The 21413-nt window shown below is 59.7% G+C and carries 22 protein-coding genes; 9 read left to right on the top strand and 13 right to left on the bottom strand.

Annotation, left to right across the window (positions count from 1 at the left end):
• Positions 1-102 precede the first annotated feature (102 nt).
• Both ompR and AC07V9_RS11520 read left to right on the top strand, forming a co-directional pair.
• Positions 103-843 carry an osmolarity response regulator transcription factor OmpR gene (gene ompR, locus AC07V9_RS11525; RefSeq protein WP_495015842.1) on the top strand — a complete coding sequence of 247 codons (741 nt, stop codon included), beginning with the start codon at positions 103-105 and terminating at the stop codon, positions 841-843.
• A 167-nt stretch (positions 844-1010) separates the two neighbouring features.
• Positions 1011-2324, top strand: coding sequence for an ATP-binding protein (locus tag AC07V9_RS11520; RefSeq protein ID WP_495015841.1), 1314 nt, complete (start codon positions 1011-1013; stop codon positions 2322-2324).
• 63 nt (positions 2325-2387) lie between these two features.
• On the opposite strand, the gene rimK is transcribed toward AC07V9_RS11520, so the two are convergent.
• Both rimK and rimB read right to left on the bottom strand, forming a co-directional pair.
• Positions 2388-3293, bottom strand: a complete 906-nt coding sequence (rimK, locus tag AC07V9_RS11515) for a 30S ribosomal protein S6--L-glutamate ligase (protein WP_268798963.1) — start codon at positions 3291-3293, stop codon at positions 2388-2390.
• A complete protein-coding gene (gene rimB / locus AC07V9_RS11510) occupies positions 3290-3772 on the bottom strand; it encodes a retropepsin-like aspartic endopeptidase RimB (RefSeq protein WP_495015840.1) in 483 nt (160 codons plus the stop codon). Before rimB ends, rimK begins: the two co-directional genes overlap by 4 nt.
• Positions 3773-3931: 159 nt before the next feature.
• Between rimB and AC07V9_RS11505 the strand changes: the two genes are divergently transcribed.
• Positions 3932-4333, top strand: a complete 402-nt coding sequence (locus AC07V9_RS11505; RefSeq protein ID WP_495015839.1) for an RNA-binding S4 domain-containing protein — start codon at positions 3932-3934, stop codon at positions 4331-4333.
• 95 nt (positions 4334-4428) lie between these two features.
• Here the strand turns inward: AC07V9_RS11505 and AC07V9_RS11500 are convergent, their stop codons facing one another.
• A complete protein-coding gene (locus AC07V9_RS11500; RefSeq protein WP_495015838.1) occupies positions 4429-5238 on the bottom strand; it encodes a phosphatase PAP2 family protein in 810 nt (269 codons plus the stop codon).
• A gap of 99 nt (positions 5239-5337) precedes the next feature.
• Between AC07V9_RS11500 and hslO the strand changes: the two genes are divergently transcribed.
• Positions 5338-6240, top strand: a complete 903-nt coding sequence (hslO, locus tag AC07V9_RS11495; RefSeq protein ID WP_495015837.1) for an Hsp33 family molecular chaperone HslO — start codon at positions 5338-5340, stop codon at positions 6238-6240.
• A gap of 191 nt (positions 6241-6431) precedes the next feature.
• Positions 6432-7973 carry a phosphoenolpyruvate carboxykinase gene (locus AC07V9_RS11490; RefSeq protein WP_495015836.1) on the top strand — a complete coding sequence of 514 codons (1542 nt, stop codon included), beginning with the start codon at positions 6432-6434 and terminating at the stop codon, positions 7971-7973.
• Positions 7974-8069: 96 nt separating this feature from the next.
• Here the strand turns inward: AC07V9_RS11490 and AC07V9_RS11485 are convergent, their stop codons facing one another.
• From AC07V9_RS11485 to AC07V9_RS11470, 4 genes are all read right to left on the bottom strand, one after another.
• The gene (locus AC07V9_RS11485; protein WP_495015835.1) at positions 8070-8435 is read right to left on the bottom strand and encodes a DUF1493 family protein; all 366 of its coding nucleotides are present in this window, start codon (positions 8433-8435) and stop codon (positions 8070-8072) included.
• Positions 8436-8473: 38 nt separating this feature from the next.
• On the bottom strand, positions 8474-8899 hold the full coding sequence (locus AC07V9_RS11480) for an STM2901 family protein (RefSeq protein ID WP_495015834.1): 426 nt from the start codon (positions 8897-8899) through the stop codon (positions 8474-8476).
• Between the two features lie 137 nt (positions 8900-9036).
• The gene (locus AC07V9_RS11475; protein ID WP_495015833.1) at positions 9037-9744 is read right to left on the bottom strand and encodes a hypothetical protein; all 708 of its coding nucleotides are present in this window, start codon (positions 9742-9744) and stop codon (positions 9037-9039) included.
• Between the two features lie 105 nt (positions 9745-9849).
• Positions 9850-10659: a hypothetical protein gene (locus tag AC07V9_RS11470; RefSeq protein ID WP_495015832.1), complete on the bottom strand. Its 810-nt coding sequence runs from the start codon at positions 10657-10659 to the stop codon at positions 9850-9852.
• Positions 10660-10902: 243 nt separating this feature from the next.
• Here AC07V9_RS11470 and AC07V9_RS11465 point away from each other — a divergent pair, with 243 nt between their 5' ends.
• Both AC07V9_RS11465 and AC07V9_RS11460 read left to right on the top strand, forming a co-directional pair.
• Positions 10903-12834 (top strand): RecQ family ATP-dependent DNA helicase, encoded by a 1932-nt coding sequence (locus AC07V9_RS11465; RefSeq protein ID WP_495015831.1) that lies wholly within the window; start codon positions 10903-10905, stop codon positions 12832-12834.
• Positions 12835-13011: 177 nt separating this feature from the next.
• Positions 13012-13440 (top strand): acyl-CoA thioesterase, encoded by a 429-nt coding sequence (locus tag AC07V9_RS11460; RefSeq protein WP_495015830.1) that lies wholly within the window; start codon positions 13012-13014, stop codon positions 13438-13440.
• A gap of 57 nt (positions 13441-13497) precedes the next feature.
• Here AC07V9_RS11460 and AC07V9_RS11455 read toward each other — a convergent pair whose 3' ends face one another.
• The 5 genes from AC07V9_RS11455 to yrfG all read right to left on the bottom strand — a co-directional run bounded on the left by AC07V9_RS11455 (position 13498) and on the right by yrfG (position 19348).
• Positions 13498-13968, bottom strand: coding sequence for a glycine zipper domain-containing protein (locus tag AC07V9_RS11455; protein ID WP_495015829.1), 471 nt, complete (start codon positions 13966-13968; stop codon positions 13498-13500).
• A gap of 338 nt (positions 13969-14306) precedes the next feature.
• Positions 14307-16637, bottom strand: coding sequence for an FdhF/YdeP family oxidoreductase (locus tag AC07V9_RS11450; RefSeq protein ID WP_495016031.1), 2331 nt, complete (start codon positions 16635-16637; stop codon positions 14307-14309).
• 2 nt (positions 16638-16639) lie between these two features.
• On the bottom strand, positions 16640-17479 hold the full coding sequence (fdhD, locus tag AC07V9_RS11445) for a formate dehydrogenase accessory sulfurtransferase FdhD (protein WP_495015828.1): 840 nt from the start codon (positions 17477-17479) through the stop codon (positions 16640-16642).
• Positions 17480-17574: 95 nt separating this feature from the next.
• Complete coding sequence (locus tag AC07V9_RS11440; protein WP_495015827.1) at positions 17575-18462, bottom strand: LysR family transcriptional regulator; 888 nt, start codon at positions 18460-18462, stop codon at positions 17575-17577.
• 223 nt (positions 18463-18685) lie between these two features.
• Positions 18686-19348, bottom strand: coding sequence for a GMP/IMP nucleotidase (gene yrfG, locus AC07V9_RS11435; protein ID WP_495015826.1), 663 nt, complete (start codon positions 19346-19348; stop codon positions 18686-18688).
• 97 nt (positions 19349-19445) lie between these two features.
• On the opposite strand from yrfG, the gene nudE reads away from it, so the two are divergent.
• Both nudE and cysQ read left to right on the top strand, forming a co-directional pair.
• Positions 19446-20012, top strand: coding sequence for an ADP compounds hydrolase NudE (nudE, locus tag AC07V9_RS11430; RefSeq protein WP_495015825.1), 567 nt, complete (start codon positions 19446-19448; stop codon positions 20010-20012).
• A complete protein-coding gene (cysQ, locus tag AC07V9_RS11425; RefSeq protein WP_495015824.1) occupies positions 20009-20866 on the top strand; it encodes a 3'(2'),5'-bisphosphate nucleotidase CysQ in 858 nt (285 codons plus the stop codon). The genes nudE and cysQ overlap by 4 nt, the downstream gene beginning before the upstream one ends.
• Before the next feature lie 12 nt (positions 20867-20878).
• Here the strand turns inward: cysQ and AC07V9_RS11420 are convergent, their stop codons facing one another.
• Complete coding sequence (locus tag AC07V9_RS11420; protein WP_495015823.1) at positions 20879-21316, bottom strand: DUF2599 domain-containing protein; 438 nt, start codon at positions 21314-21316, stop codon at positions 20879-20881.
• Positions 21317-21413 lie beyond the last annotated feature (97 nt).

Genomic DNA, 21413 nt, shown 5'->3' with positions numbered 1-21413 from the left:
CGAGAGCGCCAGTGTCGATTCAGGAAAAATCTGCTAACAATGCACACGGTGCGCATCACAGCAGCTACGCCATAATGCGCGCCGAGATCAAAGGAGCATCCAATGAGCAGCACTGCACAAACGGCTGAAGGCGAGAAAATCCTCATCGTTGACGATGACCCGGGCCTGAGCAGCCTGTTAGAACGCTTTTTCAACAGCAAGGGCTATCGCGCCCGGGCTGTGGCCAACGTTGAGCAAATGGACCGTCTGCTGGCTCGCGAAGTGTTTCACCTCGTGGTGCTGGACCTGATGCTGCCCGGCGAAGATGGCCTTTCTGCCTGTCGCCGTCTACGTGCCGCGAACAATCAAGTGCCCATCATCATGCTGACCGCCAAGGGCGATGAGCTGAGCCGCATCAAGGGTCTTGAGCTGGGCGCCGACGATTACCTCGCCAAACCGTTCAACCCGGACGAGCTGATGGCTCGGGTCAAGGCCGTGCTGCGTCGCCAATCCACGCCGGTACCGGGCGCGCCTGCCAGCGAGGACGAAACCGTCACGTTTGGCGAGTACGAGTTGTCGCTTGCCACCCGCGAGCTGAAAAAGGGCGAAGAAGTCCACATGCTCACCACCGGCGAATTCGCGGTGCTCAAGGCGCTGGTCATGCACGCGCGCGAGCCACTGACCCGCGACAAGCTGATGAATCTGGCCCGTGGTCGCGAGTGGGACGCACTGGAACGCTCCATCGACGTGCAGATCTCCCGTCTGCGTCGCCTGATCGAAGTGGACGCCGCCAAACCGCGCTACATCCAGACCGTCTGGGGCGTGGGTTATGTATTCGTGCCGGACGGCACCGGCAAGCAGTAACCGCACGTTCGGCAGGTTGCTTGCCGAGCGCATCGCTCGCGCTCATACACCATCCAGCCACCTCAAAGCCTCTGAAAAGGGGTGTTGAGCTGGCTGGTTTTGTTGTCTGGTGCATCCGCGAACTATCGCGAGCCTGGCTCGCTTCTGCAAAGTGTGTAGCTGTTGTCATGAAAACACCGCTCTGGTTCCCGCAAAGCTTCTTCTCCCGCACATTGTGGCTGGTGCTCATCGTCGTGCTGTTTTCCAAGGCGCTGACGCTGGTCTACCTGCTGATGAACGAAGACGTGTTGGTCGACCGCCAATACAGCCATGGCGTCGCATTGACCCTGCGTGCCTACTGGGCGGCCGACGAGAGCGACCGGCAGACCATCGCCGATGCGGCGGGCCTTATCCGGGTAGTGGGCGGCGGGGTTCCTGAGGGTGAGCAGCACTGGCCTTATTCGGAAATCTATCAACGACAAATGCAGGCCGAACTCGGCGCCGACACCGAGGTGCGCTTGCGCGTCCACGCGCCTCCGGCCTTGTGGGTGCGCGCTCCAAGCCTGGGCGATGGCTGGCTGAAGGTGCCGCTGTATCCCCACCCCTTGCGTGGGCAGAAGATCTGGAGCGTGCTGGGCTGGTTCCTGGCGATCGGTTTGCTGTCCACCGCTTCTGCCTGGATTTTCGTCAGCCAGTTGAACCGGCCGCTCAAGCGGCTGGTGTTCGCCGCCCGACAACTGGGGCAGGGTCGCAGCGTGCGGCTGCCGGTCGGGGACACGCCGAGCGAAATGACCGAGGTGTACCGCGCTTTCAACCAGATGGCCGAGGACGTCGAACAGGCCGGACGCGAGCGTGAGTTGATGCTCGCGGGTGTTTCCCATGACCTGCGCACGCCTTTGACGAGGCTTCGCCTGTCACTGGAATTGATGCCCAGAGACAACGAGTTCATGGAGGGTATGGTGCGCGACATCGAGGACATGGACGCCATCCTCGATCAGTTTCTGGCCTTCATTCGCGATGGCCGCGACGAGGAGGTCGAAGAGGTCGATCTGGTCGACCTGATCCGCGAAGTGGTTGCGCCGTACAACAGCCCGAACGAACAGGTACGCACGCGTCTGGAATCCATTCCACCCTTCCCACTGCGTCGGGTCTCGATGAAGCGCTTGCTGAACAACCTGATTGGCAACGCCATGCATCACGCTGGCGACAATGTCGAGGTAGCGGCTTATGTTTCCGGCGACAGCGGGGCACCCTACGTAGTGCTGAGCGTGCTCGACCGAGGCACTGGCATCGATCCGTCGGAGCTGGAAGGCATCTTCAACCCCTTCACCCGCGGCGACCGCGCCCGTGGCGGCAAAGGCACCGGGCTGGGCCTGGCTATCGTCAAGCGAATCGCGGCCATGCACGGCGGCAACGTCGAGCTGCGCAACCGCTCGGGCGGCGGGCTGGAAGCGCGTGTGCGCTTGCCGTTGGGATTGATGTTGCCGAGGGATGCGGTTTGATCCGGCTGCGAATCTGAGGCAGCGCACCGCAGGCTTTACCCTGCCCCAGGTGCGCCAAAGGTATCAGCCCTTACCCTTCGTCCGCGTCATATGCGGGCCGCCGTTTTTCTCGATGTACTGAATGATCATCCCCGCCACATCCTTGCCGGTCGTGGTTTCGATGCCTTCCAGGCCTGGCGAGGAGTTCACTTCCATGACCAGCGGGCCATGATTGGACCGCAGGATGTCCACACCCGCGACGCTCAGGCCCATGACCTTGGCGGCGCGGATAGCGGTCATGCGCTCTTCGGGAGTGATCTTGATCAGGCTGGCGGTCCCGCCACGGTGCAAGTTGGAACGGAATTCGCCGGGCTTGGCCTGACGCATCATCGAGGCGATGACTTTATCGCCCACCACGAAGCAGCGAATGTCGGCGCCTCCAGCTTCCTTGATGTATTCCTGCACCATGATGTCTTGCTTGAGACCCATGAATGCTTCGATCACGGACTCTGCCGCTGTTGCGGTTTCGCATAGCACAACGCCAATTCCCTGGGTGCCTTCCAGCACCTTGATCACCAGCGGGGCGCCGTTGACCATCTGGATCAGGTCGGGAATGTCGTCGGGGGAGTGGGCGAAGCCGGTGACCGGCAGGCCGATGCCACGCCGGGAGAGCAGTTGCAGCGAGCGCAGTTTGTCCCGCGAGCGCGCGATGGCTACGGACTCGTTGAGCGGAAACACGCCCATCATTTCGAACTGGCGCAACACCGCGCAGCCATAAAAGGTAACGGAAGCGCCGATGCGCGGGATCACCGCATCAAAGCCTTCCAGGGGTTTGCCTCTATAGTGGATCTGCGGCTTATGACTGGCGATGTTCATGTAGGCGCGCAGGGTATCGATCACTACGACCTCATGGCCACGCGCAATGCCAGCTTCGACCAGACGACGAGTTGAATACAGACGCGGATTTCGCGAAAGCACAGCGATCTTCATGCAACACCTGTGGCAGAGGAATTGGAAGCCGGAAAAGTCGGCTTGTCCTGAACATACGTAATGCCCGGATTGACCACCAACTGGCCGTCAATCAGGGCTTTTGAACCCAACAGCAATCGATAACGCATGGCCTTGCGGCAGGCGAGGGTGAACTCTACCGGCCAGACCCGATCCCCTAACGCCAGTGTCGTGCGAATGACATAGCGCACCTGCGCCTGGCCGTTGGAGCTTTTGATGGTTTTCATCGCCACCAGTTGCGCTTCGCAACGGCGATGACGCAACTGCACGACGGTGCCCAAATGGGCGTTGAAGCGCACCCATTTTTCGCCGTCGCGTTCGAAGGGTTCGATTTCAGTGGCGTGCAGACTGGACGTGCTGGCGCCGGTGTCGATCTTCGCACGCAGGCCAGCCACCCCCAGATTGGGCAGCGCCACCCATTCGCGGAGGCCGATAACAGTGAGATGGTCGAATGTTTTCAAAGCGATTCCGTGCGTTTGCGCGTTCTGCCCACGATAGCTTGGCGGACACGAATGTGCATGCCCTCACCTGTGTGCGGAGGATTCTAACCAACGCTTGAGATTACTGCGTGCCTGGCGTTGCGTAGTACAGTTCTGACTACACGTAATTGAGGAATTCAGATGACACAAAAGTCAGACGAGGACGACAAAGTTCGTCTGGACAAGTGGCTGTGGGCGGCACGGTTTTTCAAAACCCGCGCCTTGGCCAAGGCGGCCATCGAAAGTGGCAAGGTGCACTGTCGGGGTGAACGCTGCAAGCCGGGCAAAGAGCCGCGCATTGGCGACACCTTTGAAATCCGCACCGGATTCGATGAGCGAACGGTGGTGGTTCAGGCGCTGTCGATCGTGCGTCGTGGTGCGCCAGAGGCTCAGTTGCTCTACAGCGAAACCCCTGAAAGCCTTGCCAAACGCGAGCAGGCCGCAGAGCTGCGCAAGGCCGGAAGCTTGGGGTTGACCACCGATGGCAAACCAACCAAGAAGCAGCGTCGGCAGCTGTTTCAGTTTCGCTCGGGAGACGACTGAAGTGACGTGCTGCCTCCCTGGGAGCAGCCCCTGATGTCGGCGGTTACGCCCGGGAGGTCGCACCGCCGGCAAGCCGAACTGCTGTATAAAAGAGGTCAGAGTCTCGCGCCGGGCTTCATGATGCTCAGGCAGCGCAGCAGCGGAAATTTGCCGAACAGGTTGAAAATGGGTGCGGTCGCCCGCATCAACAGGCTTGTAGCGTGGGCCACGAACGGCGTGTAGCAGCTCCAGCCCAGTGCGAGCAGGGCAATCATGACGCCACCGATGTAGTCGTCCTGGCCCCAGTGAGCCCCCGCAACCAGGCGCGGCATCATGAACAGGCAAGCCAGGCCCCAAATGACCACGCGCTGGCCAATGGTGCGGCTGTAAACCGTCATGAACATCGCCCAGATCAGCAGCACCGAGGCATGGTCACCCGGGAAGCTCTGGCTCGAACGGTCCTTGAGCTGCCATTTGTCTTCCAGAGTCGGGAATATTTCGCTGAGCTTGATTGCGTCAGGGATTACCATCGACGCGCTGTCGTGTTGCAGCGAGGTGTGATCGATGATTTTGGAAAAAACGGTGCGAATAATCAGCAGCAGGATCAGTGTCAGCACGAAGCCGATCAGCGCCGAACGGGTTTGTACCGCTTTGAATACCCAGTCGCCCTTGATAAGTAACATCAACAGAATCAGTCCGACCACGATGTCGAACGGGCGCATACTGGCAACCGTCCAGATCCACAGCCACACTGTGTTCTGCTCCAGCGGCCGATTCAGCAGGTGGAAAAACCACTCGTCGAATTGCGTAAAGGCGGCATGACCTGTAGGCCAGATCCACACCAGTAGCAGCGCCAGCGCTACCAGATTACACAGCAGGAATTTTTTGGCGTTCCACTTGGGTTGGAACAGCGCGGGATAGTCCATAAAATGCCCCCATCGGCATGACAATGCACCTGTTGGTGCTAAACCGCGTTTTATAAGCGGTCGTCATCACTTTGTCATCACTTCAGATACCAATTTCATATGCATGATTTCCCGGATAACGATTACACCCAGCGCTTCATGTTCGATGAGAGCGACGTTCGCGGCGAGTTAGCCTCGCTTGAGCGGAGTTACGCCGAAGTGCTGGCCAAGCACCCTTACCCTGAGCCGGTTGCCCAATTGTTGGGCGAGCTGCTTGCCGCTGCCGCGCTGCTGGTAGGCACGTTGAAGTTCGACGGCCTGCTGGTGCTGCAGGCGCGCTCCTCAGGACCAGTCTCCCTGTTGATGGTCGAATGCTCCAGCGAACGCGAACTGCGCGGTATCGCTCACTACGATGCAACCCGCATCGAGCCGGGCGCCACGCTCAAAGACCTGATGCCTGAGGGTGTCATGGTCATCAATATCGACCCTCGTCACGGCAAGCGCTATCAGAGCATCGTCGATCTCGAGGGCGAGACGCTTTCTCGCTGCCTGACGGATTACTTCGTGCAGTCCGAGCAATTGCCAACCGAGTTCTGGCTGTATGCAGACGGCAAGCGCGCTCGTGGATTCCTGCTTCAGCAGCTGCCACCCGAGCGTCTGAAGGATGAGGACGATCGCAAGGCAAGCTGGCAGCACGTGCGCGCGCTGGCGACCACACTGACCGCTGAAGAGCTGCTGAGCCTGGACAACGAAACCGTGTTGCATCGTCTGTTCCACGAAGACCCGGTGCGCCTGTTCGACATCCAGCCGCTGGTGTTCCGTTGCAGTTGCTCGCGCGAGCGCTCCGCCAATGCGCTGGTGAGCCTTGGCCTGGAAGATGCACAGCAATTGGTGGTCGAGCATAACGGTACGGTGGAGATCGACTGCCAGTTCTGCAACCAGCGCTATTTGTTCGACGCAACGGATGTAGCGCAGCTGTTCGCTGGCGGCGGCATCGACACCCCGTCCGATACCCGCCATTGATGTAGTGCGAGGACCGGGCTGAATGGTTTCCGCCCGGCCGGCTTGACTCTTCTTTATGTAGTTCTGACAGGAGGGCCCTACCTTTTTTGGGCTTTTCTGGCATAATCCGGCCACTTTTTAGCTGTAGTAGTGTGGGTTTTTCTACTACAAAACGTTTGGAGCACTCGGCCAGCGGGCCGACGGGGAATCTCATGACGCAAGCCAATAACGCCGTTTACACCGATCTCAGTGTCGACGAACTGGTTAAAGAAGCCCTCAAACGCGAAGAAGGCGTACTGTCCGATACCGGCGCACTCGTCGTCGAAACCGGCCACCGTACCGGTCGTTCGCCAGTTGACCGTTTCATCGTTGATGAGCCGAGCACCACGCAAGCCATTGCCTGGGGCCCGATCAACCGCAAATTCCCTGCCGACAAATTCGATGCCCTGTGGGCGCGTGTCGAAGCGTTCAACAACGCTCAGGAACACTTCGTTTCCCACGTGCACGTAGGCGCCGCGGCCGATCACTACCTGGCCGTAAAAATGACCACCCAGACTGCCTGGCAGAATCTGTTCGGTCGTTGCCTGTTCATCAATCCGGCCCAGTACAACCCCGCTGGCCGCGAAGAGTGGCAAGTACTGAACGTGGCCAACTTCGAGTGCGTGCCAGAGCGTGACGGCACCAACTCCGATGGCACCGTCATCATCAACTTCGCTCAGAAGAAAGTCCTGATCGCTGGCATGCGTTACGCCGGTGAGATGAAAAAAGCCATGTTCTCCGTGCAGAACTTCCTGCTGCCAGCGGCCGACGTGCTGCCAATGCACTGCGCCGCCAACATTGGTGAAGAAGGCGACGTGACCCTGTTCTTCGGTCTGTCCGGCACTGGCAAGACCACCCTGTCCGCCGACGAAAGCCGTTATCTGATCGGCGACGACGAGCACGGCTGGGGCGAAGGCGTGGTGTTCAATATCGAAGGCGGTTGCTATGCCAAGTGCATCGACCTGTCCGAGAAGAACGAGCCTGTCATCTGGAAAGCCATCAAGCATGGCGCCGTTCTGGAAAACGTGGTTCTGGATGCCAACAAGCACGCCGACTACGCCGACAGCAGCCTGACCCAGAACAGCCGCGCTGCGTACCCGCTGGAACACGTCGAGAAGCGTTCCGAGAAAAACCTGGGCGGCGAGCCAAACGCTGTGATCTTCCTGACCTGCGACCTGACCGGCGTTCTGCCGCCCGTGTCGATCCTCAGTGAAGAACAAGCGGCCTATCACTTCCTGTCGGGCTACACCGCGCTGGTCGGTTCGACCGAAATGGGCTCGGGCGCCGGCATCAAGTCGACGTTCTCCACCTGCTTCGGCGCACCGTTCTTCCCGCGTCCGGCTGGCGAATATGCGGAGCTGCTGATCAAGCGTATCCGCGGCTTCGGCTCGAAGGTGTATCTGGTCAACACCGGCTGGACCGGCGGGGGCTACGGCGTCGGCAAGCGCTTCAATATCCCGACCACCCGTGGCGTCATTGCCGCCATCCAGAGCGGTGCGTTGATCGGTGCAGAAACCGAGCACCTGGACACCGTCAACCTGGACGTGCCGAAGTCCGTCCCAGGCGTCGACACCGCACTGCTCAACCCACGCAACACCTGGGCTGACAAAGCAGCCTACGACGAAGCGGCCAAAGCCCTGGCCGGCCTGTTCATCGAGAACTTCAAGAAGTTCGACGTGAGCGACGCGATCAAGGCAGCGGGTCCGAAGTTGTAAGATCGGGTTCTGCTGAATAAAAACCGCCCTTTGAGGCGGTTTTTTTATGCTTTTCGCTCACGTGAGAGTAGTCGCGGATCAGTCATTCAAGTGAGCTCAGGCACGCTGTCGTAAGTATGGATCGCGCAGGGCGGGTGATTGAGGCCGAAGCGCCTCCAGCTCCGCAGTCATCCATCGCCGAAGTTCGATGGCGTGATGGAGCATCGCCAACGTCAGAGGGATTTCGCCACGCCTGTCTTTACCGCGACGCCACTTCATCAAGTCATACCCTTCGGGTTTGAAATACCGATAGGCGTCGTAATCGACAAAATCGATGGAGAACGTCTCGGCGAGTTCTGCCATCAATTCCGCAGCATCGTCCCCATCACATCCCAAGTCGTGATTGATCGACGTATTCAGATTGAGTTTTTCGAGGTCGAACGCACCCAGATGCTGACTCAGTAAAGCCAGCAATTCCTGCATGCGGCTGTCGTCAGGAAGTGGGGAAACTTTACTCGTCGTCAAAAGACTCGGTCCTCGGGCTCAACTACAGCGTTGTACTTACGCAGGGTTTTTACCGCAACTGTCGTCAGTTCAAAGGCAGTGTAGGCCCAGCCAAAAACGGGAATGGCTCTACCGATTACGGCACCTGCCTTGCTGGTCATTCTGATGCTGGGAGGGAAGAAGCCTGTAAGGGTTGGAACTCGGAAGGGAAGTCGTCGCTTGCGACTGAGTCGGCGGGCGAGCCGCGACGCAATGGAGGTGCGAGGTATGGCCCCGCCGGGCTTGGCGCGGGTCGGCACGATGTTCGCGCCGCTGACAATCCCTACAGCAGCAGCGATGTCGGTGATACCAAACTCTTCCATCAATGTTTCTGTTGCGATCAGCCACCAGAGTTGGTCGGCTTCAAGTCCGCAATCGCCTTCGAAGCAATAGGTTCGAGTCATTGTTCCAGCCTGTAGAGATCAGGCTGGAAATGCTATTGCAGAACATTTCTGTAACGTTGTAGGGCTTATCCGTGATGGATGTCTGATGTTTCTGAATTGCAGGATGGGGACATGACCGATGCGCTACTCACCCCGCCTTACCCATCACCGGGAAAATCCTGCGTGATATCAAAGCTGCCCTTCGCCACGAGGCTCTTGGCGTCGCACAATTTTGCGTCGAAGCCGGGATGGCGCTCGCCGTGCTCGGCAGCATAGGCTGCGGCTTCTCGGGTGCATTCGTCGGAGGGTTGTTCGGGAGAAAGGGCAGCATTGAACTGGAAGGTGCCCACCAAGCGGTAGCGCTCCAATAGCTTGTTGCCGGACGCTAGTTTCTCGATTTTGCTGAAGTCGAGTTTGACGTTGCTGTTGGCTCCCGACTTATCCGCGTCGAAATACTGGTAATACGAGCCCGTATCGTAGGAGGCGCTGTTCTCGTCGTGGGCGACTTCCACACGACCGCCCTGGAACATGATCGCCTGTTTTTCCTGGTCAGGATTGTCGAAGGAAAAGCCGAGGATCGGGCCGATGCTGACTTCGTTTCGGTCGCCTTCCTGCTCTTGGTCTGCACTGAGTGTCAGCCAGTTTGAGCCAGGGAGTTTTCCGGGAAGAAACCCAACGCCGACTGCATCCCCTTTCGCTTCGTAATGCAGGTTCAGGGCGCCGCTGACATCCACCGTCATGGACTTCGACAGCCCTCGCGTATCAGCCGACGCACTGCTGGCTTTTTCGGGATTCTTGTCCCCGCAGCCGGCCAGGGTGGCAGTCAATGTAATGAGCAAAAGCGGAAGGTAGTGCGTGCGGGTCATGACAGGTTCCTGAAGTGATCGGCATGAAAGCCTCTGCTTGGCGCAAGGTATGACCATCAAAATATAGATTTGTCGAATGCCGCAGGCAATTCCATGCCCGTCGTTTCACGGCCGATAACTGCGCGCCGCCTCGCAGTACTGCTCTTGCGCCAGCTTGTTCTTCTCGTCCTTGTCCTTGGCGAGGCGTTTGCTCCAGTCGCTGCACATGTCTTTGAAAAAGGGTTCAGCGGCGCGGCGGCATTCGCGGTATTCGACGCTGTCGGCCTTGAAGTTCATGCACACGCTGCTGTTTTCGATGTGGTTGTTGTAGATGCGATAGCGGGCTTCGTAGCGGTTGCGGCCGTCGATTTCGCGGATGAACACGCCTGCCACGTCATAGTGCCTTCCGGTATCGGCTTTAGGCGTGGCGGCTGCGGATTTGTACTGCGCCATGTAGCGATCCGAGACCATGCCCTGCGGGCGAGGGGCGTTGTAGTCGGTGGGTTGGGCGTCGCCAAAGCGGCAGTTGATAACGTCCCGATCAATCACGTTGCCGTCTTTGAGGCAGTCGTTCAGCGGTTTGCTGGCAGCCTGTTGAGTCGTGTCGAGTTTGGGTGCGACGTAGACGACCTGCTCGATGGTGCGGACTTCGGGCACCGCTGGTGCGGGAGCGGGTTCATCGATGATTTCAACTTCCTGCACTGGAATGACTGAAACCTGAGCCGGTTTTTGCGTGTGAAACATCTGAATGATGAGGTAGACAATCGTGACGAGCAAAGCCAGACAGATGATCACACTGCTGAGAGGCCAGGTCTTTTTGGTCTGTACGACTTTTCGTTTGGCAGGATGCGAGCCCAGTACGACATCGAACTGGTCCGGTGCCAGACGTTGCATGACGATCAGCCCGTCGTCCTCGGGTGGCTGAGTGGATTTCATTGCCTCTCCTTGGCAGATCGCGGGCTGGCGGGCTTTTGGGTGCCTGCGCGAACGGGCGATCGGTTGTGTGAGTAAATATTGCGGCGAGGGTAAACGGCGCAATGTTGTTTTGCTAGTAGCAGGTCGAGATGTTGTATCGAGTTTGTATCCTGCCTGGCATTTTTGTAACGCCCCAGGCGTATCGCTCGCGTGCCGGTCGGGTTAAGGTCGGCCCCCTCACGATGGTCCACGGAGTGGATGCACATGCATCAAACCCTCGAGCAGGTCTTCGGTTATCGGCAATTTCGTCCTGGGCAAGAGGCTGCCATCAGCGCGGTTTTGGCCGGTCGCTCGGCGGCGGCGATCTTCCCGACAGGCTCCGGCAAGTCGCTGTGCTATCAGTTGCCGGCCTTGCTGTTGCCGCACCTGACGCTCGTCGTCTCTCCACTGCTGGCGCTGATTCAGGACCAACTGGCGTTTCTGCAGCGCCATGGGATTTCGGCGGGCAGTATCGATTCGGCGCAGAGCCGTGACGAGGCGTCCGATGTGATGGGCCGCGCCCGCTCGGGCGAGCTGAAAATTCTGATGATTTCGGTGGAGCGTCTGAAGAACGAGCGCTTTCGGCATTTCATCTCGCAGGTGCCGATTTCGCTGCTGGTGGTGGACGAGGCGCACTGTATTTCCGAGTGGGGGCATAACTTCCGGCCTGATTACCTCAAGCTGCCTGACTACCAGCGCGAGTTCAACATCCCGCAGACGTTGCTGCTGACGGCCACGGCGACGCCGCAGGTCATCACCGACATGCAGACGAAGTTCGCCATCGCCCCCGATGATGTGGTGACGACCGGGTTTTACCGGCCCAACCTCACGCTGTCGGTCGAACCCACGCCAGGGCGGGACAAGCGTCGACGTCTGGTGCAATGGCTGGGCGAGCGCGCCGGTGAGCCAAGCATCGTCTACGTCACGCTGCAGAAGACCGCCGAGTTCGTTGCAGGGCATCTCGCGCAGAACGGCATTCCCGCGCAGGCCTATCACGCCGGTTTGGCCCACGATACCCGTGAGTCGATTCAGCGCCAGTTCATGGACGGTCGTCTGAATTGCATTGTCGCGACCATCGCGTTCGGCATGGGCATCGACAAGAGCGATATTCGCAATGTCGTGCATTTCGATCTGCCCAAATCCATCGAGAACTACAGTCAGGAAATCGGCCGGGCAGGGCGCGATGGAGCGGTTTCCCAGTGTCTGGTGCTGGCCAATCGCGACAGCCTCAATGTGCTGGAGAACTTCGTGTATGGCGACACACCTGAGCGCGAAGGGATTCGTCGTGTGCTGGACGACGTGCTGAGCGCGCGCAGCGACGGCCAGTGGGAGTTCTTGCTGACGCCGCTTTCCGACATGAGCAATATCCGCCAGCTGCCACTCAAGACGCTACTGGTGCAACTGGAGTTACGCGGCATCATCGCGCCTCGCTACTCGTACTTTGCCGAGTACCGCTTCAAGTACCTGATTGAGCCTCAAGCCCTCGTGCAGCATTTTCAGGGAGAGCGGCAACAGTTCGTTCAGGCGTTGGTCGAGACGTCCAGCCGGGCGCGCACCTGGGCCACCGTGAACTTTGACGCGATGTATCAGCAATACCAGGCTGAGCGTTCTCGTGTGGTGGCGGCGCTGGATTTCTTTCAGGAAAAGGGCTGGATCACGCTTGAGAGCAAGCAGATGACCGAGGTCTACAGCCTGCTGGTGACGGATTTCAGTGCGCAGGCGCTGAGCGAGGAGCTATACGATTACTTCGTGCAGCACGAAACTACTGAGGTGGCGCGTATTCACGCGATGCTCGATTTATTTGCCAGTGAGCAATGCCTGAGTCATCGATTGGCGCAGTATTTCGGTGATGATCGGGCGCCTGAGCGCTGCGGGCATTGTTCGGTGTGCGCGGGGCGCGTGGCCGTGTTGCCCGAGCCGCCGGCGCTGACGCCGCTTGATCAGCAGGATTTCGACGGTCTGTGCAGTGCGTTCATTGGCAAGCATGTTGAGGCGCAGGGCGATCCGCCGAGCGCTGAGTGCCTGACCCGGTTCTTGTGCGGGATCAGCGTGCCATTGTTCACCAGGGTCAAGGCTCGGGCGACCGTCGGGTTTGCGACGTTGGAGGATTATCCTTATGCGGCGGTGCGCGCCTGGATTCAGGGTCACCACCAGTAGCGACGGCAGATGCCGGCTACTGTGGGAGCAAATTGATTCGCAATTGCGGCGGGCGCAGCAAACGTTATCTGTGCCTGACGCAACGCATCACGAATGAGTTTGCTCCCACAGGTTTTGTGGGTGTCCCCAACAATCGTATTGTCAGCTCCAGGATCAGCCCCCCATCGAGGATGAAGCATGAGCGAAACTCCGCAACGCGCCCACTACCGCCACTTCCAGCCCATCACCACACGCTGGCACGACAACGATATTTACGGCCACGTGAATAACGTCACTTACTACAGCTTCTTCGACAGCGCCGTAAACAGCTACCTGATCGAGCGGGGCGGGCTGGATATTCACGACGGGGAAGTGGTCGGGTTTGTGGTGAGTTCTTCGTGCGACTACTTTGCGTCGATTGCCTATCCCGACCTGATCGAGATCGGTCTGCGGGTCGGCAAGCTGGGCAACAGCTCGGTGCAGTACGAGTTGGCGGTGTTCAAGGCGGGGGAGGATGAGGCGTGCGCGGCGGGGCGCTTCGTGCACGTGTTCGTGGATCGGGCGTCGAATCAGCCAGTGCCGATTCCTGCGCAGTTGCGTGAGGCGATGGAACGGTTGGTGGCCTGAAACGACAACCGGCCGCGTAAGGCGGCCGGTGTTTGGGTGACACAGTTGCTCTGGCGCTTAACGATGGCGCCAGCCGCGATGGTGGCCGCGGTCGTGGTGACGAGGGCCGCGACCGTGATGGTAGTCGCGACGGTCGCCACGATAGCCACGGCGGCTGTCGTCACGGCGGCTCTCTTCGCCCATGTAGTTGCCGAGTGCGCCACCGGCGCCACCGCCAGCTGCGGCGCCGATCAGGCTGCCGGTGCTGCCACCGACACTGCGGCCGATGACGTTGCCGCCTGCAGCGCCAAGACCACCGCCAATCGCGGCTTCGGTGCGGTTGTGGCGGTTGGCGCCCACTGCGCCACCGGCCGCGCCGCCCAGGCCTGCGCCAATCGCAGAACCGGTACTGCCGCCGATCTGCTGGCCGACGACCGAACCCAGTACCCCACCCAATGCGCCACCCACACCGGCGTTCAGGTTATCGCCTGCTGAGGCAAACCCGGTGGCCAGCGAGAGGGACAACAACAGAATCGAGGAATAATTCATGTATGGATGCTCGTAGGGATGACGACGCGATCCTGCAATCATGAAGAAAATGTCACAATCGAAATCCGACGAATAGCACGACTTGTATACAAAGCCCTAAGTGATTGTTTTATCAGGGGAACTTAACCCGATTCTGCCAGTCATACACTACTTCACACAGGCCCGAATCACGCGATTCGGGCCTTTTTTATGGCCGGTCATTTAATGAGTGCATGCACATAGAGAGCCCTGTGGGAGCGGATCTATCCGCGAGGCGTACTTACAGTCGACCTATTTCAGTCGTTTGTTGTGGCCTCTCGCGAATGAATTCGCTCCTACAGGGAGTATCGCGGCGTTTGTTAAATAATCCGCGCAACCTCGGCATGCCGCTCCAGCTTGATGGCCACGAACTTGGACGTTGGTGTGTGGCTGCCGTCGCCGATGCTTTCCAGCGGCACCAGCGGGTTCACCTCAGGGTAGTAAGCGGCGGCCTGGCCGGCAGGGATGTCGAATGGCAGCAGCGTAAAGCCCTTCACGCGACGCACGACGTCATCGCCCCAGATCGACACGATGTCGGCTTTCTGCCCCGGCACGAAGCCCAGGCGCACGATGTCGGCCTCATTGAGGAACATCACGTCGCGCTGGCCTTTGACGCCGCGATAACGGTCGTCCAGACCATAGATCGTGGTGTTGTACTGATCGTGTGAGCGCATTGACTGCATGATCAGGTCCGGCACGATGCCGGTGCCGCGAATGCTCTCGTGAATCAGGTCCTGTGGCAGCAGGTTCGACTTGAAGTTGGCGCGGGCAGTTGGCGTGTTCCACTTGCGCGCACCGGCGGTGCTGCCCAGATAGAAGCCGCCCGGGTTTTTGATCTTCTCGTTGAAGTGCTTGAACGCCGGAATGGTATCGGCGATCAGGTCGCGAATTCGGCTGTAATCTTCCACCAGCCACAGCCAGTCCACGGGCCGCTTGCCCACAGTGGCGTTGGCGATGCCGGCCAGAATCGCAGGCTCGGAGCGCATGTGGCGCGACAGCGGTTTCAGCTGGCCGTTGGAGGCATGGACCATACTGAACGAGTCTTCCACGGTGACCGCTTGCGGGCCTTCGGCCTGTATGTCGATGTCGGTGCGGCCGAAGCACGGCAGGATCAGTGCTTCCTTGCCGTGGGCCAGGTGGCTGCGGTTGAGCTTGGTGCTGATCTGCACGGTCAGGTCGCAATTGCGCAAGGCTTCGAAGGTGCGGCTGCTGTCCGGCGTTGCCTGGGCAAAGTTACCGCCCAGGGCGATAAAGACTTTAGAGCGGCCCTCGAGCATCGCGTGGATCGCTTCGACCACGTTGTGGCCGTTTTCACGAGGCACTTTGAATTGAAAGCGCTTTTCCAGAGCATCAAGGAAGAACGCCGGTGGACGCTCGTTGATGCCCATGGTGCGGTCGCCTTGCACGTTACTGTGGCCTCGCACCGGACACAGGCCGGCGCCTGGCTTGCCGATATTGCCTCGCAGCAGCATCAGGTTGGCGACTTCCTGAATGGTCGGCACCGAATGACGATGCTGGGTGATGCCCATCGCCCAGCACATGATCACGTTGTTGGCGCGGGCGTACATGCGGGCAGACAGCTCGATGTCTTCAAGGGTCAACCCCGATTGCTCGACAATGAAGTCCCACGAGGTCTCGTCGACTTTGGCCAGGTAGTCCAGCACGCCGTGGGTGTGCTCGTTGATGAAGGCGTGGTCGAACACGGCGGGCTCGCCCTTGGCCTGAGCTTCGCGCTCCCATTGCAGCAGGAATTTGGCCATGCCGCGCAGCATGGCCATGTCGCCGCCTAACGCCGGACGGAAAAACGCCGTGTTGGTCGGCTCGGAGCCATTGGTGAGCATTTCCAGCGCATGTTGCGGGTGCTGGAAGCGCTCCAGGCCACGCTCCTTGAGCGGGTTGACGCTGATCACCTGGGCGCCGCGCTGAACGGCTTCACGCAGGGGTTCGAGCATGCGCGGGTGGTTGGTGCCGGGGTTCTGGCCCAGCACGAAAATCGCGTCGGCGTGCTCGAAGTCATCGAACGTCACGGTGCCTTTACCGACGCCCACGCTTTGCGAGAGCGCAACGCCACTGGCTTCGTGGCACATGTTCGAGCAGTCAGGGAAGTTGTTGGTGCCGTAGGCGCGCACGAACAGCTGATACAGGTACGCCGCTTCGTTGCTGGCGCGGCCCGAGGTATAGAACTCGGCCATGTTCGGGCTTGGCAGGTTGTTCAGGTGCTTGGCGATCAGGGCAAAGGCGTCGTCCCAGGCGATCGGCTTGTAGCGGTCAGTCTCTGCGTCGTAGACCATGGGCTCGGTCAGGCGGCCCTGATATTCCAGCCAGTAGTCGCTCTGCTCCAGCAGCGAGCTGACGCTGTAACGGGCGAAGAAGGACGGATCAACGCGGCGCTTGGTGGCTTCCCAGTTGACCGCTTTGGCGCCGTTTTCGCAGAACTTGACCATGCCGCTTTCCGGCGAGTCGCCCCAGGCGCAACCTGGGCAGTCGAAGCCGCCGTTCTGGTTGGTCTTGAGCATCATGCGCAGGTTTTTCAGCGCGTTGTCGCTGGTCAGCCAGGCTTTGCTCACGCTGATCAGGGCGCCCCATCCACCGGCTGGACCTTTATAGGGTTTGTAACGCGCAACGGGGGTTTTGTCGGCTTGTCTGTGCATGCTCACGCTTGACTCTCCAAAGCAGGGCTGTAGACCCTGGGGGCGCTGTGTTTGGGCAGATGAATGAGGTTGAGGTTGTGCCGGCGTGCCCATTGCAGCGCCAGGCCCGTGGGCGAGGACAGGCTGACAAGGGTCTGAATCCCGGCACGCAGGACTTTCTGAATCAGTTCAAGACTGCAGCGGCTGGTGACGATCGCAAGGCCGCCCGTGGTCGGGATGTCCTGCCGGATCAGCGCGCCGATCAGCTTGTCGAGGGCGTTGTGCCGACCGATGTCTTCGCGGCCCAGCAGCAGTTCGCCCTGATCATTCATGAACATCGCTGCATGTACGGCGCCGCAGTGCTGGCCGAGCGGCTGGAATTCGTCCAGGCGCTCGCGCAGGCCTTTGAGCCATTCGACAGGCGGCAATGGTGCGCCGGGCAGCACGTTGAGTTCGGGCAATGCCTGTTCCACCGCTTCGACGCCACACAAGCCGCAGCCGCTGGTACCCGCCAGCTGACGGCGCTGGGTCTTGAGGTTCCAGAAGGCACGACTGGCGATTTCCACTTCGGCGGTTTGCGCAGAGCCGCAGCCGCCCAGCTTGATGTCGTAGATCTCGTCCGGGGATTCAATGATGCCGCTGCCAATGCTGAAACCGACGATGAAGTCTTCCAGATCAGTGGGCGTGACCAGCATCACGGCCTGGCTGATGCCGTTATAGGCAATGGCCAGCGCCACCTCTTCGGCGAGCACGTTGGGGTGCGAGGCGTCCAGGTCGAGATTCGAGTAGCTGTATGACTGGCTTGCGGCAGGCGCGGGCAGTGAGTTTGCGGGCGCCGTGCCCTCCGTGTGCTGGGTTGGCATCGGGACGTACCGGCAGAATATTCAGGCCTTAAGCCTATGCCTCCGACCGAATGCCGTCTAATCGCTAGTACTGATGCTGTGATAGATGACGTCGATCAAGACGCCGTGATCATTTTCTGATACAGCCCGAAGCTCGCCTCAGCCAGCGCAGAACGAGGTGCCGAACGACGCATGATCAGCCCCAGACGGGCCAGGGTCTGGGCCTGTTCGATGGGTTGCAGGCGCAGGTGTTTGGTCAGGGTTTCCAAGCCGCCATCGAGCGGCATGATCGCGCAGCAGAAGCCACCCTGAACGGCCTGCATGAGCTGATGCACGGCGTCGGTCTGGATCATCGGTTGGGGTTCCAGGCCGCGGCTGTGGAAGTTGTGATCGATGGACTGACGAAAGTGCATGCCGCTGGTCAGCATGCCCAAGGGCAGTTCGATCAGGCTCTCCCAGCTGAGCGGCTCCTCGCCAAAGCTGAAATGGCGTTGGTCGTACATCAGGCCCATGCGGGTTTCAGCCAGTTCCAGCGAGTCGAAACGATCAGTGTCCAGTCGCTCCAGATAGGACACGCCCAAATCCAGCCGATTGCTCGCCAGTTGATCGAGGATCTGCTCGGAGCTGAGCGATGACAGCTCAAAGCGCATGTTCGGGTGAATGCTGTGCAGGCGTTGCAGCAGCGGCAGCGGGTCGAAGTTCGACAGCGGCACTACGCCCAGTCTCAGCGTACCGACCAGATGCCCGCGACAGGCAGCGGCTTCGGCCTGCAATCCGTCGTAGGCCGCCAGCACCGTGCGCGCCCAGGCCAGCACACGTTCGCCTGGCGCGGTGAAACCTTCAAAGCGCTGGCCGCGGTTGACCAGTGGCAAATCCAGCTCTTCCTCGAGGCTGCGCAGGCGCATGGACAGCGTGGGTTGGGTGATATGGCACCGCGCAGCGGCCTGCCCGAAATGACGGGTTTCGTCGAGGGCGATCAGGAATTTCAGCTGTTTGATGTCCATTGTCACTCCGCAAGGCGCTGGGCTGGCTCGGGGATTCTAACGCGGCAGGATGTCGCATGGGGTGATGATTGGCCGTGTAGCAATCAGGTCGACACCTGGGCACTTTTGTGGAGTGAGCTTGCTCACGAAGACAGCGTTTCAGCCGCAGGAAGTTCAGCGGATGGACGGGCCGCTTCGAGATAAAGCTCACTCCCACAGGGACCTGTGTCTGGCTGGGAGGAGATCAAATCCCCTTGATCAACTCTCGATAATCGGCAACCGCCTCGAACTCTTCAGTGTCCTTCGGCCCTTTGCGGCTGTCCGGTTCGCGCACCGCCAGCAGATGCTTTACGCCGTAACGCCCGGCGCTGCGCAGGATCGGCAGGGTGTCGTCGATGAACAGACTGCGCGTCGGGTCGAAATCGATATCGGCGTGCAGGGCGTCCCAGAACTGCGGGTTTTCTTTGGGGAAACCGTAGTCGTGGGAACTGATCAGCCGCTCGAAATACGGCGCCAGTTGCAGGCGTTCCATCTTCAGCGACAGCGAGTCGCGATGGGCGTTGGTGATCATGATCACCCGCTTGGCCGCCTGTTTGATGGCCGACAGAAACAGCTCGGCGTCGGGTCGCAAGGCGATCAGGTGGGCGATTTCGACTTTCAGGTCTTTGACAGGAAGCTTCAGCTCGGCGCTCCAGAAGTCGGTGCAGTACCAGTTCAGGGTCCCGGCGTTCTTCTCGAACAGTGGCATCAGCTCCATCTGAGCCATCGCCAGGCTGACGCCGTGCAGCTCTGCATAGCGCTTGGGGAGGTGTTCGAGCCAGAAATGATTGTCGAAGTGCAGGTCGAGCAGCGTCCCGTCCATATCCAGCAGGACGGTGTCGATATCGTGCCAGGGCAAAGAAGGCATACAGGTCTCTCGGCGTTGAATAAGTCGCGGTGGCGTTGCGACACAGACATTCAGAAAAGCCAAGGTATAGTACCCCGTCTACGCCAAGGAGCTCGTCATGCGCCAGAAACCCACCGTACTTGCCCGCGAAATCGTCGCGAGCAGCCGTCTGTTCCGCGTCGAGCAAGTGCAGTTGCGCTTCTCCAACGGTGTCGAACGCGTTTATGAGCGTCTGGTCGGACGCGGCAACGGATACGGCGCGGTGATGATCGTGGCGATGCTCGACGCGGACCACGCCGTGCTGGTGGAAGAGTATTGCGGCGGCACCGATGAATACGAGCTGTCCTTGCCCAAGGGCCTGGTCGAGCCGGGCGAAGATGTTTTGGCCGCTGCCAATCGCGAGCTCAAGGAAGAAGCCGGATTTGGCGCGCGCAATCTGGAGCATCTGACCGAGTTGTCGTTGTCGCCGGGCTACATGAGCCAGAAGATTCAGGTGGTATTGGCCACCGACCTGTACGAAGAGCGTCTGGAGGGCGATGAGCCTGAGCCGATGCGCGTCGACAAGGTCAACCTGCGCGAACTCGCGAACCTGGCGCAACACCCGCAATTCTCCGAAGGTCGCGCCCTGGCAGCGTTGTACCTGGCGCGAGACCTGCTGACCCAGCGCGGAGCGTTCCAGCCATGACCGACGTGTTCGCTGATCTGCCTCATCCATTGCTGGCGCCGGTCATCGACCTGTGTCGTCGCGCCGGTGAAGTGATTTTGCCGTTCTGGCGTTCCGGCGTGGAAGTGACGGCCAAGTCCGATGACTCGCCTGTCACAGCCGCCGATATTGCCGCTCACGAGCTGTTGGTTGCGGGTTTGAAAGCGCTGGACCCGAGCATTCACATCCTCTCCGAAGAAGACGCCAATATCCCGCTGAGCGAGCGCAGTCAGTGGCAGCGCTGGTGGCTGGTTGACCCGCTGGATGGCACCAAGGAGTTCATCGCTGGCAGCGAGGAGTTCACGGTCAACGTCGCGTTGATCGAGAACGGGCGCGTCGTGTTTGGCGTGGTGTCGATGCCGACCAATGATCGCTGTTATTTCGGCGGTACGGGCCTTGGCGCCTGGCGCAGTGATGGGGTCGATCATATCAAGCCGATCAGCGTGCGCAATCAACCGTCTGCAGGCGATGCATTCACGGTGGTCGCCAGCCGTCGTCATTCCAGCCCCGAGCAGGAAAAACTGCTGACAGGGTTGTCTGCGGTGGTGGGGGAATTGAAGCTGACCACCATTGGCAGCTCGCTGAAGTTCTGTCTGTTGGCGGAGGGGGCGGCGGATTGCTACCCGCGTCTGGCGCCGACCTCGCAGTGGGATACCGCAGCGGCCCAAGGGGTGCTGGAAGGGGCCGGGGGCGTGGTGCTGGACCTGGCGGGCGGAACCTTCGATTACCCGGCGCGAGAGTCGCTGCTCAACCCGTTCTTCCTGGCGTTACCCGGTGAAGTTCAATGGCGTAAAGCGTTCATCGAACTTGCCAGCGCCATTCGGTCGCGTTGCTGATTTACCTGTCCGTCAGGGATTGCAGTCGCGTCGCACGGTTTCTCCATAACCAACGTCGGGACGACCAGGTTCGACATTCCATTCCGACTTATTGGGAAACTCTGCCAAGTGGCAAATGATTTGATCGCGTACGCCGCGGGTGTTGTTGCCTTCCAACCAATGGGGGTCGCCGGAGTGATCTCTGATCACTGCATCGATTACCAGGCCGGTGGATGAGGTCGCGCCCTTAAGGCCGCGGGTGCAACTGGTAGGCGTCAGGCTCAGGGACCATAAGCCAGGACCTGTGTCGAATCGCCAAATGGCGGATTGGAAATAACTCCTACAGGCAGGGACGGTGAAATCCGCTAATGGTTTTATTGGTGCGTCGGTCCTTATTGAGTGATCGCAACCGGAGATCGTGCTGGCCAGGACAATTGTGGAAAAAATCAAAAACCCTGTCTGAACGCTCATCGCATTTTTCCTTCCGTGGTGTAGTTCCATCGACTCCCTGTATTGACTGAAGAATAGTTATGGGCATTCAGCGAATTAGATATTTTCGCGATAGTCA

The organism is Pseudomonas sp. GW821-FHT02A11, assembly GCF_059421985.1.
The sequence above is the reverse complement of the archived record's forward strand: the minus strand, read 5'-3'. Positions and strand labels throughout refer to the sequence as shown.

Bases quoted from the DNA above. Each gene is read 5' to 3' on its own strand.
- ompR (WP_495015842.1), top strand. From the start codon at position 103: ATGAGCAGCACTGCACAAACGGCTGAAGGCGAGAAAATCCTCATCGTT.
- AC07V9_RS11520 (WP_495015841.1), top strand. From the start codon at position 1,011: ATGAAAACACCGCTCTGGTTCCCGCAAAGCTTCTTCTCCCGCACATTG.
- rimK (WP_268798963.1), bottom strand. From the start codon at position 3,293: ATGAAGATCGCTGTGCTTTCGCGAAATCCGCGTCTGTATTCAACTCGT.
- AC07V9_RS11505 (WP_495015839.1), top strand. From the start codon at position 3,932: ATGACACAAAAGTCAGACGAGGACGACAAAGTTCGTCTGGACAAGTGG.
- AC07V9_RS11500 (WP_495015838.1), bottom strand. From the start codon at position 5,238: ATGGACTATCCCGCGCTGTTCCAACCCAAGTGGAACGCCAAAAAATTC.
- hslO (WP_495015837.1), top strand. From the start codon at position 5,338: ATGCATGATTTCCCGGATAACGATTACACCCAGCGCTTCATGTTCGAT.
- AC07V9_RS11490 (WP_495015836.1), top strand. From the start codon at position 6,432: ATGACGCAAGCCAATAACGCCGTTTACACCGATCTCAGTGTCGACGAA.
- AC07V9_RS11485 (WP_495015835.1), bottom strand. From the start codon at position 8,435: ATGCAGGAATTGCTGGCTTTACTGAGTCAGCATCTGGGTGCGTTCGAC.
- AC07V9_RS11480 (WP_495015834.1), bottom strand. From the start codon at position 8,899: ATGACTCGAACCTATTGCTTCGAAGGCGATTGCGGACTTGAAGCCGAC.
- AC07V9_RS11475 (WP_495015833.1), bottom strand. From the start codon at position 9,744: ATGACCCGCACGCACTACCTTCCGCTTTTGCTCATTACATTGACTGCC.
- AC07V9_RS11470 (WP_495015832.1), bottom strand. From the start codon at position 10,659: ATGAAATCCACTCAGCCACCCGAGGACGACGGGCTGATCGTCATGCAA.
- AC07V9_RS11465 (WP_495015831.1), top strand. From the start codon at position 10,903: ATGCATCAAACCCTCGAGCAGGTCTTCGGTTATCGGCAATTTCGTCCT.
- AC07V9_RS11460 (WP_495015830.1), top strand. From the start codon at position 13,012: ATGAGCGAAACTCCGCAACGCGCCCACTACCGCCACTTCCAGCCCATC.
- AC07V9_RS11455 (WP_495015829.1), bottom strand. From the start codon at position 13,968: ATGAATTATTCCTCGATTCTGTTGTTGTCCCTCTCGCTGGCCACCGGG.
- AC07V9_RS11450 (WP_495016031.1), bottom strand. From the start codon at position 16,637: ATGCACAGACAAGCCGACAAAACCCCCGTTGCGCGTTACAAACCCTAT.
- fdhD (WP_495015828.1), bottom strand. From the start codon at position 17,479: ATGCCAACCCAGCACACGGAGGGCACGGCGCCCGCAAACTCACTGCCC.
- AC07V9_RS11440 (WP_495015827.1), bottom strand. From the start codon at position 18,462: ATGGACATCAAACAGCTGAAATTCCTGATCGCCCTCGACGAAACCCGT.
- yrfG (WP_495015826.1), bottom strand. From the start codon at position 19,348: ATGCCTTCTTTGCCCTGGCACGATATCGACACCGTCCTGCTGGATATG.
- nudE (WP_495015825.1), top strand. From the start codon at position 19,446: ATGCGCCAGAAACCCACCGTACTTGCCCGCGAAATCGTCGCGAGCAGC.
- cysQ (WP_495015824.1), top strand. From the start codon at position 20,009: ATGACCGACGTGTTCGCTGATCTGCCTCATCCATTGCTGGCGCCGGTC.
- AC07V9_RS11420 (WP_495015823.1), bottom strand. From the start codon at position 21,316: ATGAGCGTTCAGACAGGGTTTTTGATTTTTTCCACAATTGTCCTGGCC.